This window comes from Ruegeria sp. C8 (assembly GCF_056537565.1).
Genome location: NZ_JBQFRV010000002.1, coordinates 82,883 through 104,555, shown reverse-complemented (window position 1 = coordinate 104,555; position 21,673 = coordinate 82,883). Strand labels below are relative to the sequence as shown.

20 protein-coding genes and 1 pseudogene are annotated in these 21,673 nt (G+C 54.2%); 12 read left to right on the top strand and 9 right to left on the bottom strand.

The genetic code is table 11. From position 1 onward, the window contains the following. The first annotated feature begins 143 nt into the window (after nt 1–143). Complete coding sequence (locus ACR0KL_RS04115) at nt 144–1,124, top strand: hypothetical protein (protein WP_480554617.1); 981 nt, start codon at nt 144–146, stop codon at nt 1,122–1,124. A gap of 150 nt (nt 1,125–1,274) precedes the next feature. Here the strand turns inward: ACR0KL_RS04115 and ACR0KL_RS04110 are convergent. The 3 genes and pseudogenes from ACR0KL_RS04110 to ACR0KL_RS04100 all read right to left on the bottom strand — a co-directional run bounded on the left by ACR0KL_RS04110 (nt 1,275) and on the right by ACR0KL_RS04100 (nt 3,820). Then, nucleotides 1,275–1,810, bottom strand: a pseudogene (locus tag ACR0KL_RS04110) (DDE-type integrase/transposase/recombinase). 137 nt (nt 1,811–1,947) lie between these two features. Then, nucleotides 1,948–2,769, bottom strand: a complete 822-nt coding sequence (locus ACR0KL_RS04105; protein WP_480776659.1) for a phytanoyl-CoA dioxygenase family protein — start codon at nt 2,767–2,769, stop codon at nt 1,948–1,950. Next, on the bottom strand, nt 2,762–3,820 hold the full coding sequence (locus ACR0KL_RS04100; RefSeq protein ID WP_170677419.1) for an L-idonate 5-dehydrogenase: 1,059 nt from the start codon (nt 3,818–3,820) through the stop codon (nt 2,762–2,764). The genes ACR0KL_RS04105 and ACR0KL_RS04100 overlap by 8 nt, the downstream gene beginning before the upstream one ends. Before the next feature lie 69 nt (nt 3,821–3,889). On the opposite strand from ACR0KL_RS04100, the gene ACR0KL_RS04095 reads away from it, so the two are divergent. Continuing rightward, nucleotides 3,890–4,657 (top strand): SDR family oxidoreductase, encoded by a 768-nt coding sequence (locus ACR0KL_RS04095; RefSeq protein ID WP_170677417.1) that lies wholly within the window; start codon nt 3,890–3,892, stop codon nt 4,655–4,657. 48 nt (nt 4,658–4,705) lie between these two features. Here ACR0KL_RS04095 and ACR0KL_RS04090 read toward each other — a convergent pair whose 3' ends face one another. The 5 genes from ACR0KL_RS04090 to ACR0KL_RS04070 are packed head-to-tail and all read right to left on the bottom strand — an operon-like array spanning nt 4,706 to nt 9,529. Then, a complete protein-coding gene (locus ACR0KL_RS04090; RefSeq protein WP_170473609.1) occupies nt 4,706–5,296 on the bottom strand; it encodes a LysE family translocator in 591 nt (196 codons plus the stop codon). 16 nt (nt 5,297–5,312) lie between these two features. After that, the gene (locus ACR0KL_RS04085; RefSeq protein ID WP_170677415.1) at nt 5,313–6,236 is read right to left on the bottom strand and encodes a 2-hydroxyacid dehydrogenase; all 924 of its coding nucleotides are present in this window, start codon (nt 6,234–6,236) and stop codon (nt 5,313–5,315) included. Further along, nucleotides 6,229–7,077: a fumarylacetoacetate hydrolase family protein gene (locus ACR0KL_RS04080; RefSeq protein WP_170677413.1), complete on the bottom strand. Its 849-nt coding sequence runs from the start codon at nt 7,075–7,077 to the stop codon at nt 6,229–6,231. The genes ACR0KL_RS04085 and ACR0KL_RS04080 overlap by 8 nt, the downstream gene beginning before the upstream one ends. A gap of 11 nt (nt 7,078–7,088) precedes the next feature. Beyond that, the gene (locus ACR0KL_RS04075) at nt 7,089–8,885 is read right to left on the bottom strand and encodes an IlvD/Edd family dehydratase (protein ID WP_170677411.1); all 1,797 of its coding nucleotides are present in this window, start codon (nt 8,883–8,885) and stop codon (nt 7,089–7,091) included. Beyond that, entirely contained in the window at nt 8,882–9,529 is a 648-nt protein-coding gene (locus ACR0KL_RS04070; RefSeq protein ID WP_480776658.1) for an SDR family oxidoreductase, read from the bottom strand. The genes ACR0KL_RS04075 and ACR0KL_RS04070 overlap by 4 nt, the downstream gene beginning before the upstream one ends. A 189-nt stretch (nt 9,530–9,718) precedes the next feature. On the opposite strand from ACR0KL_RS04070, the gene ACR0KL_RS04065 reads away from it, so the two are divergent. Both ACR0KL_RS04065 and denD read left to right on the top strand, forming a co-directional pair. Further along, nucleotides 9,719–10,603, top strand: a complete 885-nt coding sequence (locus ACR0KL_RS04065) for an NAD(P)-dependent oxidoreductase (protein WP_480776657.1) — start codon at nt 9,719–9,721, stop codon at nt 10,601–10,603. A 29-nt stretch (nt 10,604–10,632) separates the two neighbouring features. Next, the gene (gene denD / locus ACR0KL_RS04060; protein ID WP_480554621.1) at nt 10,633–11,568 is read left to right on the top strand and encodes a D-erythronate dehydrogenase; all 936 of its coding nucleotides are present in this window, start codon (nt 10,633–10,635) and stop codon (nt 11,566–11,568) included. On the opposite strand, the gene ACR0KL_RS04055 is transcribed toward denD, so the two are convergent. After that, entirely contained in the window at nt 11,565–12,215 is a 651-nt protein-coding gene (locus tag ACR0KL_RS04055) for a GntR family transcriptional regulator (protein WP_170376101.1), read from the bottom strand. The two genes, denD and ACR0KL_RS04055, sit on opposite strands and share 4 nt — an antisense overlap. A 198-nt stretch (nt 12,216–12,413) precedes the next feature. Here ACR0KL_RS04055 and ACR0KL_RS04050 point away from each other — a divergent pair, with 198 nt between their 5' ends. The 8 genes from ACR0KL_RS04050 (at nt 12,414) to ACR0KL_RS04015 (ending at nt 21,671) form a co-directional block, all read left to right on the top strand. Continuing rightward, nucleotides 12,414–13,427 carry a TRAP transporter substrate-binding protein gene (locus tag ACR0KL_RS04050; protein ID WP_170376099.1) on the top strand — a complete coding sequence of 338 codons (1,014 nt, stop codon included), beginning with the start codon at nt 12,414–12,416 and terminating at the stop codon, nt 13,425–13,427. Between the two features lie 79 nt (nt 13,428–13,506). Further along, a complete protein-coding gene (locus ACR0KL_RS04045) occupies nt 13,507–14,676 on the top strand; it encodes a mandelate racemase/muconate lactonizing enzyme family protein (protein WP_170677402.1) in 1,170 nt (389 codons plus the stop codon). A gap of 15 nt (nt 14,677–14,691) precedes the next feature. Further along, the gene (locus ACR0KL_RS04040) at nt 14,692–15,534 is read left to right on the top strand and encodes a TRAP transporter small permease subunit (RefSeq protein WP_480776656.1); all 843 of its coding nucleotides are present in this window, start codon (nt 14,692–14,694) and stop codon (nt 15,532–15,534) included. Then, entirely contained in the window at nt 15,534–17,156 is a 1,623-nt protein-coding gene (locus tag ACR0KL_RS04035; protein WP_142634770.1) for a TRAP transporter large permease, read from the top strand. The genes ACR0KL_RS04040 and ACR0KL_RS04035 overlap by 1 nt, the downstream gene beginning before the upstream one ends. Before the next feature lie 10 nt (nt 17,157–17,166). Then, nucleotides 17,167–18,117 (top strand): phytanoyl-CoA dioxygenase family protein, encoded by a 951-nt coding sequence (locus ACR0KL_RS04030; protein WP_170677400.1) that lies wholly within the window; start codon nt 17,167–17,169, stop codon nt 18,115–18,117. Between the two features lie 24 nt (nt 18,118–18,141). Further along, nucleotides 18,142–19,644, top strand: coding sequence for a UxaA family hydrolase (locus ACR0KL_RS04025; protein ID WP_480776655.1), 1,503 nt, complete (start codon nt 18,142–18,144; stop codon nt 19,642–19,644). Then, nucleotides 19,641–20,645: a Gfo/Idh/MocA family protein gene (locus ACR0KL_RS04020; protein ID WP_480776654.1), complete on the top strand. Its 1,005-nt coding sequence runs from the start codon at nt 19,641–19,643 to the stop codon at nt 20,643–20,645. The genes ACR0KL_RS04025 and ACR0KL_RS04020 overlap by 4 nt, the downstream gene beginning before the upstream one ends. 90 nt (nt 20,646–20,735) lie before the next feature. Then, nucleotides 20,736–21,671, top strand: coding sequence for an NAD(P)-dependent oxidoreductase (locus tag ACR0KL_RS04015; RefSeq protein ID WP_480524752.1), 936 nt, complete (start codon nt 20,736–20,738; stop codon nt 21,669–21,671). Nucleotides 21,672–21,673: the final 2 nt, after the last annotated feature.

The window sequence follows — 21,673 nt, the reverse complement described above, 5'->3', positions numbered from 1 at the left end:
TGTCCAAGATGTAAGAAAGCCTCCGCAAACGAAAAGTGGGATTTGAGGCAACAGGAGGCTTCGCTTGTAAACTTGGCCAGCATCCTAGCGCGCAAGAACTGTGGTAGACTGAGCCCGAGGACATTCTAGCAGGAGATTTCCCGTTGCTACCGAATTCACTCCGTCTCGCACTCTCGGTCATAACAATCGCCATGTCGGTGGGCGCCCTACCGGACCGCGCCAATGCGATAACGCAAGATGTTCCAGCGTGGCTACAAAAGCACGTGGGTACCGGTGAAGGGCAAATCGCGCCAATCGTTTTAGAAAGGGCACGAGCTCTTTACATCAAGAAACTACGCCGAGGCGAAGTCAGGAACCCCTGCTACCTGGCCAAGGACGCAACCCGCCCCAGCACTGCAAGAAACGGCAATCCGGGCAAGCGTTTTTATGTCATCTGCGAGTCACAAAAGTCCTTCCGAGCGGTTTCGTCCGGCTATGGCAACGGCCGAAAACTACAACGCGCCAATTTTTCGAATGGCCGACAATGCGCGAAGAACTTCAGCAACGCAGAGGGCTCTAAACTAACCGCCGGAGGCGCCTATGTGACGGCTGAAACCCGCACGTCTTTCAAAGGTTACCACAGTCATTCCGGCAAAACGCAGCCGTTCTATCGCACTTTCCTTTTGTTTGATGGTGAAGGAGAAACGAGCAATGCTCGGGAGCGGGCCATCGGAGGCCATCCGGCTGTCTTCCTTAAGTGGCAATGTCGGTTCAAAAACCCTCAAAGCTCTCATGCAGACAACGATGGCTATGTCCCCTACGGAAGGCTTGTGAACTACACCGGTGGTCGTAGCAATGGTTGCACAACCTGGTCGCAATCCGCCTCAAAAGAGATTTTGGCGCTTGTAGAAGGGAACCCGACAACCCTGTATATCTACCCTGAATCCAAAGACATAAACGCTGTCGCCAAGGCGGTGAAAAAGGGAAAATCACTTTCTCGAGCTGGAGTTTACTGGAACGCAGCTTGCCTAAAAGCGATTGGCGAACCAAAGTTTTGGCCCAAAAGCAGCCTACAGCCGATCATAAATAGTTGGAGAGCATCTTTGCCCAAACAGCCGCCGTTGGAATTGCCGATCTGCAAGTAAACTGCAAAGCAGAACCTAGGCGCGCTGTCCTTCAAGCCTTTGTTCTGTGGGCGCGACGCTGACGTTCATTGCATTTCGCTCAATGTGTGCTTTGATGGGTGCTGTCAGACAAATTCGAACCAGTCTCAGTTAAGCCAGTATAGCCGCCCTTTATACCGCAGCAAATTCGCACCACTCGGCGAGAGCCGCGGCGTGTGTCAGCTTGAAGGTATCTCTGCTGACTAGTGACCTTTCCTAGTTGAAGTAGTTGTATGAGGCGAAGCAATCCGTCACGACGGTCCGCTTTACCGTGCCGATTCATGAATTTCTCGAGTAATTTCAATGCCGCCTGTTTGTTTCGGCGTTTGGTGACAACGGCTTCCAGCACTTCGCCCTCATGATCTACGCCCCGCCAGAGGCAGTACCTGTTAACATTCACTTCCAAAAAATAAATTATCCATGTGCCACTTCCAGTTTGAGAACGTGCGCAGCTGCTGCGCACGCTTTTTTCCGAGCTCAGCAGCAAGCATGTGGTGAAACAGGTTCCGTAAAGATCGGACGGTTTTGTGGCTCACCTCAATTCCCCGTTCATACAACAGATCTTGAACGTTTCGCGGCAACAATGAGAACGGAACATAAAGCACTACAGCCAAATGAACGATCTCGGGTTTGATCTTAAAAAAATTGAATGGCAATAGTGTAATCACATGCGAAGGTCACAAGAGTGAACTGCACTCTTCTATCCAAGTTCTTCTGACTAGACCCTTCTAAATATCCACCAGTTTTCGCTATCCAGTTCGGCTTCTTGGTTGATGCAACAATGGTTCTGAGCTTGCGTAGGGCGTCACTTCACTCCGGCGAAGAGTATTTGTTTCTTGCGGTCTGCATCCCTTTGACACACAACGAAATCCTCCTCATGCAAAAATCCCTTAGGGGAGGACGCAACTGAGAAATGCCCAAAATCATCTCGCCCAGCAACTAGCGCAACCAAAGTTTTCACGCCGTTTTGCTGTTTCATTGAGGGCTTTATGAAACGCAACGCCGCACCGATGCGTCTATCGTCTGTGTTATTGGGCCCTGATGCGTGGAAAAGATGCCCGTGATGCATGGACGCCTGCCCAGCACGCAATTCGGCAGCGACTGCATCTTTTTCGTTCACATCGACTGCGATTTCCTGCCCACGTGACAACAGATTGTTTTCACTGAAGGTGTCCACGTGAGGCACGATACGGCTTTTGTGGCTGCCAGGAAGAAACTTCATACACCCGCTTTGCTCAGACGCTTCTGAAATCGCAACCCAGCACGTAACTTCTTCAGCATCATCCAATCCCCAATAGGTCAAGTCTTGGTGCCACGAGACTATTTTCGATGACCGCACTTCTTTTACGAAAAGTGCACCGCTCCAAACCATGAGGTCCGGCCCCAACACCGTTGAAGCAGCTTCAATCAGCTTCGGATGGCGCAGAAGTGCATCGAATGATGGTATCAGCCTGTCCGGATAGGAATACAGAAGCTTGAGTTTCTCCGGGTCGTCTCTGAGAATGCGCTCTGCTTTCTCAAAATCATCGCGCAGCGTTTGGACCTCTGAAGCTGTAAGGATATCCAGAGGAGCTACGAAACCATCTCGTTCATAAGTCTTTGCAATATCACGCGTTCGTCTATCCATTGTCACTATCCGGAAAAGTTAACTGCACCTTCATTGATTGGCTTCGATCAGACGCAACCTCGAAAGCAGTGACGGCCTCGCCAACCTCGAAGGAATGCGTCACCAATTGGTCGACATTTATTAGTCCGCTTCGCATCATCTCGACCGCGACTGAGAACTCGGAATGGAAACGGAAAGACCCGCGAAGCACTATCTCTTTTGCAGTCAACGCCTGCATCGGCACTGTCATATCTCCGCCCAGACCAAGCTGAACCAATGTTCCACCTGGTCGCAAGCATGTGACGCCAGAAGCCAGAGCCGATTGAGCACCAGAACACTCCAGTTGGACATCAACCTGGCCCTTGTCCTTTTCAAACTGCTCCAGTTTTTGCGGATCGGCGTAGGTGTTGATGACATCGTCTGCCCCGCATTCACGCGCCAGAGCGAGGGTCTGGTCCGAGATATCCGTCGCCACTATTCTGGCCGCCCCAGAACGACGCGCCGCCAAGATCGTGAGGCAGCCGATCGGACCGCATCCCGTGATGAGTACCGTTTTACCCAGGAGGCTCCCGGCTTGTTTAATCGCGTGCAAACAGACCGCTAAAGGTTCGGCCATGGCGGCCTGCGCAGGGCTCAACCCGTCTGCCGGAACGCATTGACTGGCTTTCGCCACGAGTTTGCTTTGAAAAGCGCCTTGGATATGTGGAAACGGCATCGCGCTGCCATAGAACTTCATATCAAGACAGTGGTTTTGCTGCCCGTTCAGACAATAGATGCAGGTTTGGCAAGGGCGGGATGGAGAAACTGCAACCAGTTGACCAAGGTGTAGCCCCTCCACACTTGACCCAGCTTTCACGATTTCCCCGGCGACTTCATGTCCTAGCACCATCGGTTGACGCAGCTTGATCGCACCGAAACCACCGTGGTTGTAATAATGTAGGTCAGAGCCGCAAATCCCACCCGCGCGCATGGCGATCAAGACTTCGTCTGGCCCCACGTCGTAAACGTCCCGGTTTTCCAACCTCAGATCTTTTGCGGCATGGATAACAACAGCAACACTAGCCGAAGACATTGCACGGACTCCCTATACAGATTGCCAAAAGATACGGATAGTCGGTGCTGACAACCAAGGGATTTTTGCATGACGCTTGAAATGTTCAATTTAAAGGGAACACGCGCACTCGTAACGGGCTCTAGCCAAGGCATTGGATTTGCGTTGGCTCGTGGCTTGGCTGCAGCCGGTGCGCAGGTCGTTTTGAACGGGCGCGACACCGCGAAACTAGCAACAGCCGCATCCGAGTTGAGCGAAACAGGCGCCTCAGTACGTGAACTTTCGTTCGATGCGACAGATCATGAAGGTGTCCGATCTGCCGTGGATAACTTTGAAGAGAACGTCGGACCCATAGACATCCTGATAAACAACGCCGGAATGCAACATAGGACGGAGTTACAGGATTTCCCTGCTGATGCGTTCGAGCGCCTGCTTCAGACAAATGTAGCGTCCGTCTTTCACGTCGGTCAGGCTGTGGCACGGCACATGATTGAAAGAAAGTCAGGTAAGATCATCAACATTGCATCGGTGCAATCCGCATTGGCACGACCGGGTATTGCGCCTTACACGGCGACAAAAGGTGCCGTGACCAACCTTACAAAAGGCATGGCTACTGATTGGGCTAAGTATGGTCTGAACTGCAACGCCATTGCGCCCGGGTATTTCGATACACCTTTGAACGCCGCATTGGTTGCTGACCCAGAGTTCAGTGCATGGTTGGAGAAACGTACCCCGGCCGGTCGCTGGGGCAATGTAGAAGAACTTGTCGGTGCCGCCATATTCCTTGCCTCCCCCGCTTCCAGTTTCGTCAATGGACATACTCTCTATGTCGATGGTGGAATAACGGCGTCACTTTGATTTGTGGCGTTCAATCGTCTGCTAAGCACGATTGACGGTAGATGCCGTCTATAGCGCCGACGCCAATGCAATCACCACAACAACCATCAACGAAGCCGCCATCGCAAAGTTGATCCTTTGATGCGATCTCTCGCTCAAATCAAGGCTGCCCAGCTTTGCGCCGGCACCCAGCCAGATCATGTGCACTGGCACCCAAATCATGTTGAAAACTATGATTTTTATGACGACCTCCCAAACGGGCGCATCGGGCAAAAAGGCAAACCCTGAAAACAATGCTGTGCCGACCACGTAAGCCTTGGGATTAATGAACTGAAGTGTCAGCCCGTTCGCAAACCCAAGTGGCGTGACCGCAGGGGAAAACCCGACCTTTGAGCCAGCGCTAGCAATACGCCAGGCGAGAAATCCCAAATACCCGACAGAGGCGAATAGCAGGAAAGTTCTAAGCACCGGAATAGCCAAAGCTACCGCAGCGACTCCGGAGACAACCAACATCATGTTGATGAACCCGCCCAGCATCAAACCGGCCACAAAAGCTAGTCCAGCTCGAAAACCAAATGCTGATCCAATGCCTGCAGTTGTTAAAACACCTGGGCCCGGCGTAATCAGCAGAAAGAAAACCGCAACAGCAAACTCAAACACTATTCAGATTGGCCTTTTACAGATCCCTGCATTCCGGCACAGCTGTGATCACCGATCCGTCCTTTAGGTGTTGCAGGAGATTGTCGACAGTCAGGTCACCCATTGCTGCACGCGTCTCAATAGTCGCGCTACCAGCGTGAGGGAGCAGAACGACATTGGACAGCTCGCGCAATGCTTTTGGAACACGCGGTTCGTCCTCAAAAACATCAAGCCCCGCCCACCCGAGCTCACCGTTTTGCAATGCATTGATGAGGGCAGTTTCGTCGACGACCGAACCTCGGCTAACGTTTATTAAAGTGCCGCCTGCCCCTAACGCGCGCAGCACCTCAGCGTTGACCAGCTTATTCGTCGACGGACCGCCGGGAGTGATGCATATGAGGACGTCCACATGTTCTGCCATTTCAACCAAATTGTCGAAATACCGGTATGGGACATCCTTTTGATTGCGGGTGTGATAAGAAATTTCGGGGGCCCACGGCTCCAACTTATCAACGATCGCCTGACCAATGCGACCAAGACCAAGAATGCCTATTTTTTGATTGTCGGCTGATCGCGTCAAAGGGGCATTGCCTTCAACTTCCCACCGTCCGGACCGAACGTAATCATCGTCACGTATGAGCTCTCGATAACATGACAGAAACAGCAGAAGGGCGGTGGTTGCGACTTCTTTGTTCAAAACATTGGGCGTGTGCGTCACAACAATCCCGCGCTCAGCTGCTGCATTTGCGTCGACGGCGTCGTAGCCGACCCCATAGACACTGATCATCTTCAGATTACTGAGTGATGTCATCAGGTCATGAGGAACACCATCGTGCCCGTTCGTAACGATATGCGTAACACTTTCCGCGTTGAAATCGTCCAATTGATGAATGTCGAACGCTGCTGACAGGCGCTCTCGCATCCGTTCTGTGATCCCTCCGATTTGCAACAAGTCAGTCATCTTGGCCGACCTTTTGCCGCTGAACACCAAGTCCATCGATGCGAAGCTCCATCACGTCGCCTTTTTTAAGATAAACTGGTTCCGGTTTTATCCCCATTCCGACACCGGGCGGTGTTCCAGTTGAAATGACGTCACCGGGGTGCAGTGTGAAAAGTTGGCTTAGATGCTCAATGATCTCGGCAACGGAAAAGATCATCGTAGCAGTATTCCCGGTTTGCTTGCGCTGACCGTTTACATCCAATGACATACCAAGGCTTTGGGGATCAGGCACCTCATCCCGGGTCACTAGCCACGGGCCGGTAGGGCCAAATGTGTCGCAAGACTTGCCTTTGGTCCATTGACCGGTCAGTTGAGTTTGAAAATGCCTTTCTGACACATCGTTTACGATGCAATAGCCCGCAACATGTTCGAGCGCGTCGGCCTTGGAAACGTATTTGGCCGTCTTGCCGATGACGACCCCCAGTTCGCATTCCCAGTCGGTGTGTGTAGATCCCCGCGGCATGACAACATCGTCATATGCCCCAATGACCGCTGAGTTAGCCTTGAAAAAAAGTATTGGATGCTCGGGAATATCTGCGCCGGTTTCTGCGGCATGGTCCGAGTAGTTCAAACCGATGCAAAGAAATTTACCGATGTCACCGACACACGGCGCGATACGAGGATCACCCTCCACAATTGGCAGGTTTTTCGGATCCAATGAGCGCAAATTATCAAGCATTCCATCATCCAGCGTATCCCCCGCAATATCATGGATATGAGCGGACAGATCCCGCAATTGACCCTCAGAGTCGATCAGGGCCGGCTTTTCCGAGCCCTCGGCTCCGTAACGAACAAGTTTCATTTCTGTTCCTTTTAGTGGTTATCGCGTGGCATGAAGGCTCGCGCGATATCGCGGTAGTTTTCTGCGCCCTTGAGCGTCATACCGCGATCCAAACGATCTACTTTTTCGCGGAATATTTCCTGCCACGGGGATTGGTTGGGCGGCATTGCATACCCACCCTTTGCCTCCAGATCGCGGGCGCGTTCATGCAGCTCTTCGAGCGAAACCAGCATATCTGCTGAGCCTTTGCCAAGATCGATGCGCAGTCGGTCACCATTTCGCACCAAGGCCAACCCACCACCCTCTGCAGCCTCGGGTGAAGCATTCAGGATAGACGGACTTCCTGATGTACCGGATTGCCGTCCATCACCGATGCAAGGAAGGGCTTCGATGCCTTGCTTTATCAAATATGCGGGCGGACGCATGTTCACGACCTCTGCGGCACCCGGGTATCCTTTTGGCCCTGCTCCGCGCATAATCAGAATACAGTTTGCGTCGATGTTTTCTGCGGGATCATCGATCCGATGGTGAAAGTCCTCAGGCCCATCAAACACAATCGCCCTGCCCTCAAACGCATTTGGATCATCCGGGTTCGACAGGTAGGTCTCTCGAAATGCCTTGGAGATCACAGATGTCTTCATAATCGCGCTTTCGAACAGGTTACCCGAGAGATTGATAAACCCCGCCTGTTGCTTAACCGGGCTACCGACTGGCTTGATTACTTCGCTATTCTGAGACCGGCGCGCCGAGCAATTATTGCCAATCGTCTTGCCGTTCACCGTTGTCGCATCTGGATGCGGCAGCAATCCAGCATCAAGCAGCTCTCCGACAACGGCGGGAACACCCCCGGCCTGTTGGTAATCTTCGCCCAGATACTCACCCGCAGGCTGCATGTTAACCAACAGTGGAACGTCGTGGCCAAGTTTCTGCCAGTCGTCGTTGTTCAATGGAACATCAAGATGCCGGGCGATTGCATTCAGGTGGATTGGCGCGTTCGTCGATCCACCAATCGCCGAGTTTATAACAATCGCATTCTCAAAAGCCTGACGTGTCATCACATCGCTGGGGCGTAGATCCTCCCAGACCATGTCCACAATACGTTTACCGGTTTCATAACTGATTTGACCGCGCTCTCTATACGGGGCTGGTATGGCTGCTGATCCGGGCAATTGCATACCCAACGCCTCGGCAAGCGAATTCATGGTCGTTGCTGTCCCCATCGTATTGCAATAACCAACCGAAGGCGCTGCGGCGGCTGCGATTTCCATGAACTCATCGGTGTCAATTTCATCAGCCGCAAGGTCTTCGCGCGCTTTCCAAATAACCGTGCCCGATCCAGCGCGTTCACCTTTCCACCAACCGTTAAGCATGGGGCCGACCGACAGGGCGATCGCCGGGATGTTGACAGTCGCAGCGGCCATAAGAAGTGCGGGCGTGGTCTTGTCGCAACCAATGTTAAGAACAACGCCATCAATCGGATACCCGAATAGACTCTCAACCAAGGACAGATAAGCCAGATTGCGGTCAAGTGAGGCCGTTGGCCGCTTACCGGTTTCTTGTATCGGGTGGACTGGTATTTCGATGCACGTTCCCCCGGCGGCGATGATTCCGTCGCGAACGCGTTTGGACAACTCGATATGATGCCGATTACATGGGCTCAAATCACTTCCGGTTTGAGCAATGCCAATGATCGGTTTGCCTGATTGCAGCTCCCCACGGGTCAACCCGTAATTCAGGTATCTTTCCAGATACAATGCAGTCATCTCAAGGTTCTCGGAATTCATAAACCACTTACGAGATCGCAGATCGTCCTTTGATACTTTTGTCATTGGGCTGACCAACCTCCGTCAATTTTACGTGTGTGTCCTGTGGTGCATGCACTCTCATCCCATGCCGGATAGACGATCAATGCAGCAATCTCTTCCGCTTTCGCTATACGCCCGGCAGACTGACGCGCCACGAATTGAGCGAGCGCTTCTTCTCTGCCGCCCAGCTGCTCGCCCAACGCTTTTATGCGGTCACACGAGCTGGGATTGTCGACTGTTCCTAGGCAAATGCAATTGCACCGAATTCCTTGCGCTATGAAATCCACGGTCACCAATTTCGTCACCCCAACAACGGCAGCCTTTGTCGTGCGCACCATTGAGCGCAGATTGAGGTCCATGGCGAAATCCCATTCACCATCCGTTGCATCAAGAATAGTTCCGTGATGCACGAACCCGTCGCCGTTGAACAAATCATCTGGATTCAATCGCGCGACCCCATGATGAATACTGCTATTATTCGCCACATTCATCTCGAAAATTTCGTGATTTTCGAGATTCTGACCGCGAATCGAATTTAGATTTTTGGAGTTTATATCCGTAGCATAGACTTTCGCACCCCTTCTTGCCGATGCAATCGTGCTTGCAATTCTGATCCCTTGTGAGGTGGCTATGGATAGGTCGCGCTTCTCCTTAAGCCTTTCTAACATATAAACATTCCGACTCATAAGGTGGCGGTTGAACACGTGTTATTTCGTTCCACAGATCAACCGAAAAGCAAAGAAACCTTGGCGGTCTAGCAACGACTTCTGGCATGTGGGCCCAGAGCCGTTAGCGTATGACAGAGATTTTGGTTTGGCCATAACCATGCGTGGCGCACCTTGGGAAGGACGTAGATGATGAGCAAGCAGTTCAAAGTGGCTCTGTTGGGAACCGGCCTGATGGGTGCCCCCATGGCGCGGAATATTTTGCGCGCGGAATTTCCGCTCACTGTTTGGAACCGCAGCTTAGAAAAGGCAAAACCGTTAGCAGCAGAAGGCGCGACGTTGGCGGAAACTGCCCCGCTGGCGATTTCGGGTGCAGACGTAATAATAGCGATGCTCTCGGATGGATACGCGACCCGCGCGCTACTTTCTGACGAGGCTTTCCGCGAACAACTCAAACCAGGGATGATCTGGATTGATATGTCCAGCGCCAAACCCGAACATGCCAGAGAGCAATCCGCGCAATTGTCCTTGATGGGGGTGCAGCATCTGGACGCCCCGGTTTCCGGTGGCACCAAGGGTGCCGAAGCTGGCACCCTCGCGATCATGGTCGGTGGCGATCAGGACGTTATGGAGCGCGTGCGACCGGTTCTGACAGCAATGGGGCGCCCTGTGCATGTTGGCCCAAGTGGTTCTGGTCAATTGTGTAAATTGGCCAATCAAACAATTGTCGCTGTGACAATATCGGCTGTCGCCGAAGCGACATTGCTGGCTCAACAAGGCGGTGCAGACCCGATCGCGTTGAGGGCCGCACTGAAAGGGGGCTTTGCGGATAGCATTATCTTACAACAACATGGCGAACGCATGTCTGATGGAAATTTTGTCCCCGGAGGATTGTCTAAGTTTCAATTGAAGGATTTGGACAACACGCTAGAAGAAGCGCGCAGCCTTGGGGTCGAGCTACCCGGCACCCAATCCGTGCGCGACCGTTTCGAATATCTGATAGACGAAATGGATGGGGCCGAGTTGGATCATTCGGCTTTGTATCTGGAACTCAAAAAACGGAACGGAATGCTGTGACGCGGATCCTTGTTATAGGCGGTGGAGGAATGCTTGGCCAGAAACTGGCCCACCGCATTTCGACCCAAGAAACTTTTGGAGCAGATGCTCAACTCTCATTGTTCGATCTCTCATTCCCGCTCGACAGTGCGCCAGGTAAGCAAATTGAGGGGAGCTTGACCACGTCAGGCATCGCCAAGTCTGTTGCAGCTCAGCGCCCGGACGTCATATTCCACCTTGCAGCTATCGTTTCAGGCCAAGCTGAGACAGACTTTGCGTTGGGCTGGGATGTCAATCTTATGGCAACCTGGACACTGCTGAACGCACTCAAGGATGAACACGAGGCATCCGGAGGCGAGTACACACCTCGTCTGGTTTTTGCCTCGTCCATAGCAGTTTTCGGGGCACCGTTCCCCGACAAGATAAGCGATGAGTTCCTCTCGGCACCTTTGACAAGTTACGGAGCGCAGAAAGCAGCGTCTGAATTGATGATCACGGATTTCAGCAGGAAAGGATATATCGACGGTATTTCCTTGCGCTTACCCACTTTGTGTGTGCGCCCTGGCAAAGCCAACGCTGCCGCTTCGTCCTTCTTTTCAGGTATAATCCGAGAGCCATTGAATGGGGTTGAGGTTGTCTTGCCTGTTGCCGAAACTGTTCGCCACTGGCACGCCAGCCCCCGCGCCGCCGCTACTTTTTTGACCCACGCGGCAACAATGAACACGCAGCTTTTGAATGACAGACGCGCGGTGAACATGCCGGGTGTAAGTTGCACCGTCGCCGAACAAATCGAGGCGCTGCGCGCCGTGGCCGGTCAAGATGCAGTTGGCCTTGTCAGGCGAGAACCCGACGAGGCAATCGAACGAATAGTCAAAAATTGGCCGCGCGACTTTCAAACAGATCGCGCTCTGGAGTTGGGGTTCGAGGCGGAATCAAGCTTCGACGAAATCATTCGGGTGTATTTGGAAGACGATTTTCGGCTTTAGTCGCCCATCGTCTTTCCAGTTAGGTGGCGTTTCAGATGATCGTGAATTTTCTCCCGTGTTAACTGCTCATCCCCTGACAATGCTGCCTCAAGTATATCGGCATGGTGTCTTATGTTCTGAGAAATGAACTCAAAGTTCCGGTCTGCCACCATCAACTGCTGTCTGAATTGCGCGTAAACTCGGCCATGCATTTGTTTTAAGGTTTCCGAGCCACAGGCAGAAATGAGCGTTTGGTGAAACTCCTTCTCCGATGCAAACCATATCTCGATAAGGCCGCTCGGGTCGTCTGTGGCGTGAATGCGTTTTTCGATATGGCTGAGTTTGTGATGCGCGGCCGTCAGTCTTGCTTCCCAATCCACCCCGCCACTGCGGATCGACATTGCGGTACCTTCGGCCTCCAACAAAACTCGGACATGTGTCAATTCGATAAGCTTCTGCGGCGAACGCATTGGCACGCGGAAACCTTTTTGTTCCTGAAAGTCCACCAACCCTACAGCGGACAATCGAAAAAGGACTTCGCGAACTGCACTCGCAGAACAGCCATACTCTTTACGTAACTCTTCGGCCCGCACCTTTGCTCCATGCTCGAATCCATTCGAGATGAGGCGCATCTTAAGGTCCTGATAAATATCGACTTCTTCTTTCATCCCGGTATGCGCCTTCAATTTTTGTCCAAGTAGGGTCCTAAGCCTATTTTCGAGTTTACGCAAGAATCTCGAAATTTTTAGAAATTTCAAATTCTTCTTGTTGCATTCGATTCGTCGGCTTAACGTTTATCTGCGTGACGGCAAAGGAGGCGGCAAGATCTCCCTCTCCGCGCAACGCTCAACGTCTGGGAGGACAACATGAAAATAGTCAAGACAGCGGCCGTGGCGGCCGTAGCCACGACAATGGCAGCCGGTTTCGCGATGGCTGAAACCACGAAGCTTAGAATTCAAACCCATTTTTCGCCCGAAACTCTGTCTGGCCAGATGGCTGCAAAATTCGTTGAAGACATTCAGGAGATGTCGAACGGCGAAATCGAAGTTGAAATGTTCTATTCCTCTTCGGTGGTCAAATCAGTTGAAACCTTCGACGCCGCAGCTACCGGAATTCTGGATTGCGACATGACGGGTGGCGGCTATCAGACTGGTAAAAATCCGGCCTTCCAGTTTGCGGGCGACCTGCTCGGCGGGTATCAGAACCCCTATCAGCAAATGGCCTGGCTTCTTCATGGCGGCGGAAGAGAAGCTGTAAATGATCTGTACAACGGCTACGACATGGAATTCATCGGATGGTGGATCCCCGGGCCAGAGTCGCTGTCTTCGACCAAGCCGATTGCAAAAGTGGAAGACTTCAAAGATTGGAAGTTCCGCTCGCCTCCAGGCCTCGCAACCAAGGTATTCGCGGAACTTGGTGCTTCTCCGATCGTGATGGACTTCAACGAAATCTTCACGGCTTTGGAAACCGGCATCATTGATGGTGCGGATGCTGCGAACCTGACGAACAACGTGGGTCTGGGTCTTTACGAGATCGCAGGTCACACAAACTATCCCGGTTTCCACTCGATGCCTGCAGATCACCTGGCATGTCGCAAAGACGTTTGGGAAGCGATGCCTGCGCACCACAAGAAGATCATGGAAGTCGCGATGGATAGCTTGGCGTTGCACAATGCGACCATCAACGAAGTGCAGAACGCTCAGACAGCAAAAGACCTGAAAGCAAAAGGTGTTCAGTTGTACGAATGGACGCCTGAAGATCTGGCAGCCTATCGCGCGGCCGTTCAGGTCGGTTGGACTGAGTTCGCAACGACCCCTGAAGCACAGGCGCTGCTGGAAAGCCACATCAACTTCCTGCGTGACCTGGGCGCAATGCAGTAGTCAGGCTGCGACCGACTTACGACACACGTAGAGGCCGCACTAGCGGCCTCTACGGATCGGTGCCGGGATCCAAAACTTCATGAAAATCACCAGAATAATAAGTCACGTACTGCAGTACGACATGCCGGAAGTTCTGGGCTACTCGCAACAGTATTACGACAAGCGTACAACCCATCTGGTCGAGGTTCAGACAGATGAAGGGGTAACTGGTTGGGGGGAGTGCTTTGGTCCCGGAAACGTAGCCATTGCCAACAAATCCATCGTGGAAAAGGTCATCCAGCCAATGATCCTTGGCATGGACCCTTTGGACAAAGACGTGATCTGGCACAAGGTGTACAACCTTTTGCGAGACCATGGCCAAAGCGGAATGCCAATGCAGGCTTTGTCCGGGGTGGACATCGCACTTTGGGACATCACCGGCAAAGTCTCTGGCCTCCCCCTCCATAAGCTTGTCGGCGGCGCGCATCGCACAAGCGTTCCTTGCTACGGCTACGGCATGATGCTTCGGGAAGAACCGATTTCTAATCTGGCCAGCCGTTTTGAGGATGAAGCCGCAAAGATCAAGGAGATGGGATTCACCGCCACCAAAATGAAAACGGGCTTTGGCCCGAAGCCTGATGTTAAGCTGTGTGAAGCTGTTCGACGCGGGGTTGGTGACGACTTTCCCTTTATGGTCGACGCAAACCACGCCTATACGACTTCGGACGCATTTTTTGTCGGTCGGGCGCTGGAAGAACTGGACGCATATTGGTTCGAAGAACCCGTCGCGCCAGAAGACATGGATGGATACCGAGAATTGCGTACTTCGCTGAAAGTCAACATCTCGGGCGGAGAGGCGGTATTCAATCGCTGGGCTTGGCGCAGTCTCCTTGAAAATCGCGGCATCGATATTGCGCAGCCAGAAGTATGCGCTTTGGGCGGTGTTTCAGAGTATCTCAGGGTAATGGCCCTATGCCACGCACATTTCACTCCGGTCGTAAATCACGTCTGGGGTAGCGCCATCGCTGTCACAACTAATCTGCATTTACTGGCGGCAATGCCTGCAATTCCAGGCGGTTTGCACCCATGGGAGCCGATGCTGGAGTTCGACACAACGGACAACAAGTTTCGGGACGATCTGCTGACCGTTCCGCTGGAAATTCAAAATCAGGTCAAGGCCAACAACGGCCGTGTCACGATCCCGACTGGCCCCGGACTGGGCGTCGAGCCGGATCGAGATTTTATCGATCACTTCAGGATCGAAGGATAGGGGCGAGGCTTAGCGATGCACAAGAATTCAGGCGGACCAATTGAATGGCTCATACCATTGGCCTTCGTCGCGACAGCCAGTTGGCTTGTTTGGCATCTCCCGGCGTTCCTATTGGATTGGCTGCCTTACACCTCTGAGTCCCTCAAAAGTCAGGTAACGGAAATATATCTGCGCAGCGACATCACGCCCGAATTGTCTGGCGTGTTTGGAGGGTACGTCGACATCATCGACGTGGTCGCGCTTGTCCTTCTCCCGTTTCTTGCAGTGATTGGCACCAAGACAGTGCGCCCAGCGACGATGGAGTTCGAAGGCACGACGGTTATGGATCGTTTCGCCCTGTTCATAGGCCGAGTGACGATGATGATGATCGCAATTATGACCGTCGTCATGCTCTACGAAGTCTTCATGCGCTATATCCTGGAAAAGCCGACCGAGTGGGCCAACGAAATGACACTCTGGTTCGCCAGCTTTGTGTTTTTGATGTCTGGTTACTACGCCATGCAACAACGCAGTCACATTCGAATATTCCTGCTCTACGACGCAGTTCCACGATGGCTTCAACGCGTTTTTGATACGGTTTCGACAATACTGATAGTGCTGTTTGCCTTCTTTCTGGTCTACGGCAGCTACAAACAGGTGTTCGTCAACAAGCTCTATAAATGGGAGCTTTATGGCTCTGCCTTCAATCCTCCGATCCCAGCGACGTTGCAGCCGATGGTGCTGATCGTGATTACTCTCGTCGCAATGCAAGCAATTTTGAACCTAGTCGCGGATTGGAACAAAGAACCGGAAGTCCACACAGATGAACCGGACGAAGACGAAATTGAAATGATCAAACGAGCGGTGGGACAAGACTGATGGATATTGGAACAATCTCACTCATCCTGATGGTCGCCCTGATCGTGCTTCTGGCGATCGGGATGCCGTTGGGTCTGGCCTCGGCTTCCCTTGCGGTTCTGGTTCTCGTCCTGAAGTTCGAACCGACACTGCTTTTGAACCCGTTCTCATTCGGCGACGGGGTCCTAACAGGTCGGCCAGGCACTGGGCCGCTGTATATCCTGGCGCAGAAGATATACGGGCTCTTAACGGACTACGTGCTCATATCAGTTCCATTGTTTATCTTCATGGCGTCGCTGTTAGAGCGATCCGGGATCGCGCGCGACATGTATTCGTCGCTGAATGTCTGGCTGTCCAGAACACGCGGCGGCATCGCAATCGTGACCTCGATCATGGCGGTGATCATGGCGGCCATGTCCGGTATCATCGGCGGTGAAGTTGTCCTGCTGGGCCTGATCGCCCTGCCCCAGATGCTGCGCCTAGGTTATGATCAGAATCTCGCCATCGGCGTAATCTGCGCCTCGGGGTCGCTGGGAACCATGATCCCACCCTCAATCGTTCTGATCATCTATGGGCTGATCACCGAAACCTCGATCAAGTCGCTGTTTACCGCGTCTTTCATTCCCGGCTTCATGTTGGCCTCGATGATCATCCTGTACATCATTATCCGCACGCAGTTGAATCCTCATCACGCTCCGCTGCCGGAACCGGACCCGAACGACCCCGAACCGGCCGAAAAACGCAAACTGTTTGGGGCCTTCATGAGCATCGTCGTCGCAGGATTTTCCACCGTTCTGTTTATCCGGGCTGCGTTCTTCGAGCTCTCAGGCTCGAACGCTGCCAGCCAGGGTGAACCAGCGCGATTGGGGACAGCTGACTACCTGCCCTGGTTTGCCGGTATTACGATCGTCGCCCTTCTGCTGATCTTCTTCGTCTTTGGCAGAGAACGCGCCAAAATAGGGTGGGAAATGGGCAAAGGCCTCGTTGCGCCGCTGGTCGTCATCGGTGTGGTGCTTGGCTCGATCTATGGTGGGATCACAGGCATAACCGAGGCTGCAGGCATGGGCGCCTTCGCCGTTCTGATCATCGCCATCCTGCGGGGTGAGGGATCGTTCGAGCTGGTTTGGGACAGCTTGATGCGGACCCTAAAATCCACAGGAACCATCATCTGGGTTACGATCGGGGCCGCCGCGCTGGCGGGTGCCTACACAATTGCTGGCGGACCCCAATACGTGGCCGACCTTATCGTCGGCCAGGAGCTGCCGACCATGCTGGTCATTCTGGTGATGATGCTGATCTTGCTGTTCATGGGCGCATTCATGGATTGGGTCGGCATCGTGCTGTTGATCATTCCGGTCTTTCTGCCGATCGTCCTACGCCTTCCTATCGAAGAAATCGGAGTCTTTGGCCAGCTAGAGCCGAGTCATGTCGCCATCTGGTTTGGCGTCGTGTTCTGTATGAACATGCAGGTCAGCTTCCTTTCGCCCCCTTTTGGCCCGGCCGCGTTCTACCTGAAGTCGGTAGCCCCGCCGCATATCAGCCTGACGGATATTTTCCGCGGCTTCCTGCCATTCATCGGGATCCAGTTGCTGGCGCTTTCCGTCCTTCTGATCTGGCCTGGCATCATCGCGCTACTGTTGTGAGGTCGCACCCATGCTGACACAAGATCAGATTGGCAAGTTCCAGACGGACGGATACCTCGTGGTCGAGGATGTAATTCCCAGCGATGTGCTGGATCGGGTACAGGCCGAATACTCGGATGTCCTGAACCGGCTCTATGACGGTTGGTACGAAAAAGGGTTGGTCAAGGACGAGCCGTCAGGAATGACCTTCTGGGACAAACTTCTGTCCGCCTATCAGGCCGGTTGCGACTATTTCCAGCCGCTGGACATCTCGTTGCCCGGCGATCGGATCATGGCGGACACACCGTTCCATATTGGGCCCGCAGTGTTCGACTTGCTGACGGCCCAGCCCATGCTTGATATTGTCGAGCAGTTGATCGGGCCAGAGCTGGTTAGCAATCCGATCCAGCACGTTCGGCTGAAGCCCCCCGCCCTCAAGCTGTCCAAGGATGAGGTGCGCGCGCACATCACCGCAACGGACTGGCATCAGGACCGGGCGGTTGCTTTGGAGGACGCGGATCAGACCGACATGGTCACGGTGTGGATTGCCGTCAACGATGCAACGGTCGAAAACGGCTGCCTTCAAGTGCTACCAAAGGCACAGGACCAATCCATCCTGCCTCATTGCGCGCGAACGCAGACAGGTATTGCCGACGGGTTCATCGACGAAGGTCGAGCTGTGCCCCTTCCTGTCAAGGCTGGCGGGATCATCTTGTTTCACCCTCTGACGCCACATGCTTCGCTGGTCAATGAAACGGACCAGTTCCGCTGGTCGTTCGACATCCGCTTTAGTGCGGTGGGCCAGCCCACTGGTCGAGACCATTTCCCCAGATTCGTCGCAAGGTCCAGATCGCGCCCCGAAACCGAGCTGCGAGATTGGCGTGTCTGCAAGTCCAATTGGGAAGCGGCGCGAGCAAGGCTGTCTGGACAACCGCATATAGATATTCACCGGTGGACATCGGACTCGCCGTTCTGCGCCTAGCTGCTGCCCCCAAGAAAGCTGACTATGACTTTTGTACGTTTAGATCGAACGGATAGCGTGGTGGTTGCAACTCGGCCCATGGAGGTCGGCAATATGGTCGAGGATGTTACGACCAATGCGCGCATCCCCTCGGGACATAAGGTCGCCACGAGGGTTCTTGCACCCGGCGATCCGGTCAGAAAGTACTCGCAGATCATCGGCTACGCCACCCAACTGATCGAACCCGGTGACCATGTGCACACCCACAATGTTGAGTTCCGAAACACCAGCGTGGACTACGAATTTGCGACGGATCACAAGCCCTCGAAGCCAGCCACCTCGGTCGATACGTTCATGGGCTACCACAGGGACAGTGGTCGGGTCGGCACACGCAACTACATCGCGGTTCTGACCACCGTGAACTGTTCCGCGACTGCGGCCCGGATGATCGCCAACCACTTTACGCCGGACAAGCTGGCCGAGTTTCCGAACGTCGACGGCGTAGTGGCCTTTGTCCACGGAACGGGCTGCGGAATGGCCGATTCCGGCGACGGTTTCGAAGCTCTTCAGCGGGTCATGTGGGGGTTTGCGAAACATCCCAACCACGCTGCCGTTCTGATGGTCGGTCTGGGCTGCGAGATGAACCAGATCGACTGGCTGTTGGACGCGTATGGGCTGAAGCAGAGCCCCACCTTCCAGACGATGAACATCCAGAACGTCGCCGGATTGCGCCGGACCGTGGAAATGGGCATCAGCAAGATCAACCAGATGCTGCCCATTGCCAATGAGGCGCGGCGCAGCGAAGCCCCGGCGTCCGAACTGATGGTTGCGCTGCAATGCGGTGGATCGGACGCTTGGTCCGGTGTGACCGCTAACCCGGCGCTCGGACATGCCTGCGACCTGTTGGTTGCCCAAGGTGGCACAGGCGTTCTTGCGGAAACGCCCGAAATCTACGGAGCCGAACACCTTTTGACCCGTCGCGCCCTTGGTCGTGCAACTGGGGAAAAACTGATCGGAATGATCGATTGGTGGCGGGACTATACCGCCCGCAATCACGGTTCGATGGACAACAACCCAAGCCCCGGCAACAAGCAAGGTGGTCTGACGACCATCCTTGAGAAATCGCTGGGGGCAGCCGCGAAAGGCGGAACCACCCCTTTGACCGGTGTATTCAAATACGCCGAACCCATCACCGCCAAAGGCTTCACCTTCATGGACAGCCCCGGATATGACCCGGCCTCGGTGACCGGGCAGATCGCGGCTGGCTGCAACCTTGTGTGCTTCACCACGGGGCGCGGCTCTGCCTTTGGGTCCAAACCGGCGCCTACGCTGAAAATCGCTACCAACTCTGAGTTGGCAGCGCGCATGCCCGAAGACATGGACGTGGATGCGGGCGACATTCTGACCAAAAGTGCCACCGTCGAAGAAAAAGGACAGGAAATATACCGACGGTTGCTCCAAGTCGCCTCGGGCACACGGACCAAGTCCGAGGCGCAGGGCCTGGGTGACTACGAATTCGTTCCCTGGCAAATCGGAGCGGTGATGTGAAACGGATCCTTGTAGCCGGCGGCGGATTGATCGGTATCCGCCACGTCCGCGCCGTTATTGAGCATCCCGGCTGCATGTTGGTCGGATTGGCCGATCCAGACGGCTCGATCCAGATCGACGCGCCGCGTTTTGCCAGTATGGACGAGGTGCAGGACCCGGTGGATGGCGTAATCATCGCGACGCCGACCCGCCTGCATGCCGAACATGGCATTCTGGCCGCATCCCGCGGTTGGCACATGCTGATCGAAAAGCCGGTTGCCGCATCGGTCGACGATGCCCGGCGCTTGAGGGCGGCCGTTCGCAAGGCCGATGTCCGCAGCCTTGTAGGCCACCATCGGCGGTATCACACAACCTTGCAGCACCTGAAAGAGGTGATCGCGCAAGGTACGATCGGACAAGTCATCAACGTCTCGTTGCTGTGGGCCATGCGTAAACCCGAGAGCTATTTTGAACAGAACTGGCGGACATCTGATGGCAGTCCAGTCATGATCAATCTGGTGCATGATATCGATGTCTTGCGCTTTGTGATCGGAGAAATCTCGGATGTCGTCGCCCTGCCCGGAGCATCAATCCGCGGATCGGATAGGATAGAAAGCGGGGCTGTTGCGATCGCGTTCGAAAACGGCGCGACGGGCACCATCAGCTTTGCCGACACCGCACCTAGCCCTTGGGGGTTTGAGGCCGGAACCGGCGAAAACCCGAATATCGGCACGACCCACCAGGACATGATGTGGATCACGGGAACCAGCGGCGCTGTCAGTTTTCCCTCCATGACCCTGTGGCGTGGAAAGGATTGGGGCACTGCGGCCCAGAAAGACCAACTTACACGACCAGAACAACAACGCGCACCACTTGAGGCGCAACTGGATCACTTCCTTGACGTGATCGACGGCGCCCCTCCACTGATCGACGTGGAGGATGCAGCCCGGACGCTTGAGGTCACATCATGGATCGAACAGGGGCTGAAGGCGCGAACAGCTCGAGCGCGGGCGCCGGCCTGATGGACATGCGGTCCGGCAAATACCGGACCACTCAAAAACCAATGATTATCCGCCGGGCAATATGAGCATTCAAACTGCAAAGCCGCCCGCATCAGACACAAGAATAAAAACCAGACACATTCACGGAAAGGGAAACCAATGAGCAAACCATCAATCGGGTTTATCGGCTTGGGACTAATGGGCGGAGCCATGGTGAGCCGACTGTTGGACCTGGGATACTCGGTCGCTGTATTGGGAAACCGCGACCGCACATACCTGGACGCTGCGATTGACCGGGGCGCCCGCGAGATGCAAAACGCCCAAGAACTGGCTGAGGCCAACGACATCGTGATGTTGTGCATGGGCACCTCCGAACAGGTCGAGAGCCGAATGCGCGGCCCAGATGGAGTGATTGCGGGATTGAAACCTGGGGCTATCGTCATCGACTTTGGCACCTCGCTCCCAGGCAGCACACGCGCCTTGGCCGAGGAGGTTGCCGCAGCTGGCGGAAGCTACCTGGATGCGCCACTTGGCCGGACGCCTTCGCACGCGCTAGAAGGCAAGCTCAACATCATGACGTCCGGCAATAAGGCTGCCTTTGACAAGGCCAAGCCGACACTGAAGGATTTGGGCGAAAACGTCTTTTTCCTTGGCCCCGTTGGGTCCGGACACACGATCAAGCTGATCAACAACTTCTTCGGAATGACCGTCGCGAACGCTATGGCCGAAGCCTTTGCCATGGCAGATATTACCGGTGTTGACCGCAAGCAGGTGTATGACGTTATGGCCGCAGGGCCGCTGCATTCTGGAATGATGGATTTCGTCAAAGCCTATGGCGTCGAGAATGATCCAAACCAGCTGGCTTTTGCCATCAAGAACGCGGCAAAAGACCTTGGGTATTATGACCGTATGGCACGCGATGCAGGCGTTACCAGCGTGATGTCGCAGTGTGCGCTTTCGGCGCTGAATGACGCGCGCGACCACGGTCAGGCGGATGACATGGTCAGCCAGATGGTTGACTACTACGTCAAGCGTTTCAGCACCTGATC

What these genes read in the sequence shown, in the direction of transcription:
- denD (WP_480554621.1), top strand. Translation starts at nt 10,633, where the DNA reads ATGCTTGGCCAGAAACTGGCCCACCGCATTTCGACCCAAGAAACTTTT.
- ACR0KL_RS04095 (WP_170677417.1), top strand. Translation starts at nt 3,890, where the DNA reads ATGACGCTTGAAATGTTCAATTTAAAGGGAACACGCGCACTCGTAACG.
- ACR0KL_RS04105 (WP_480776659.1), bottom strand. Translation starts at nt 2,769, where the DNA reads ATGGATAGACGAACGCGTGATATTGCAAAGACTTATGAACGAGATGGT.
- ACR0KL_RS04085 (WP_170677415.1), bottom strand. Translation starts at nt 6,236, where the DNA reads ATGACTGACTTGTTGCAAATCGGAGGGATCACAGAACGGATGCGAGAG.
- ACR0KL_RS04075 (WP_170677411.1), bottom strand. Translation starts at nt 8,885, where the DNA reads ATGACAAAAGTATCAAAGGACGATCTGCGATCTCGTAAGTGGTTTATG.
- ACR0KL_RS04040 (WP_480776656.1), top strand. Translation starts at nt 14,692, where the DNA reads ATGCACAAGAATTCAGGCGGACCAATTGAATGGCTCATACCATTGGCC.
- ACR0KL_RS04025 (WP_480776655.1), top strand. Translation starts at nt 18,142, where the DNA reads ATGACTTTTGTACGTTTAGATCGAACGGATAGCGTGGTGGTTGCAACT.
- ACR0KL_RS04030 (WP_170677400.1), top strand. Translation starts at nt 17,167, where the DNA reads ATGCTGACACAAGATCAGATTGGCAAGTTCCAGACGGACGGATACCTC.
- ACR0KL_RS04080 (WP_170677413.1), bottom strand. Translation starts at nt 7,077, where the DNA reads ATGAAACTTGTTCGTTACGGAGCCGAGGGCTCGGAAAAGCCGGCCCTG.
- ACR0KL_RS04070 (WP_480776658.1), bottom strand. Translation starts at nt 9,529, where the DNA reads ATGTTAGAAAGGCTTAAGGAGAAGCGCGACCTATCCATAGCCACCTCA.
- ACR0KL_RS04050 (WP_170376099.1), top strand. Translation starts at nt 12,414, where the DNA reads ATGAAAATAGTCAAGACAGCGGCCGTGGCGGCCGTAGCCACGACAATG.
- ACR0KL_RS04045 (WP_170677402.1), top strand. Translation starts at nt 13,507, where the DNA reads ATGAAAATCACCAGAATAATAAGTCACGTACTGCAGTACGACATGCCG.
- ACR0KL_RS04035 (WP_142634770.1), top strand. Translation starts at nt 15,534, where the DNA reads ATGGATATTGGAACAATCTCACTCATCCTGATGGTCGCCCTGATCGTG.
- ACR0KL_RS04055 (WP_170376101.1), bottom strand. Translation starts at nt 12,215, where the DNA reads ATGAAAGAAGAAGTCGATATTTATCAGGACCTTAAGATGCGCCTCATC.
- ACR0KL_RS04100 (WP_170677419.1), bottom strand. Translation starts at nt 3,820, where the DNA reads ATGTCTTCGGCTAGTGTTGCTGTTGTTATCCATGCCGCAAAAGATCTG.
- ACR0KL_RS04065 (WP_480776657.1), top strand. Translation starts at nt 9,719, where the DNA reads ATGAGCAAGCAGTTCAAAGTGGCTCTGTTGGGAACCGGCCTGATGGGT.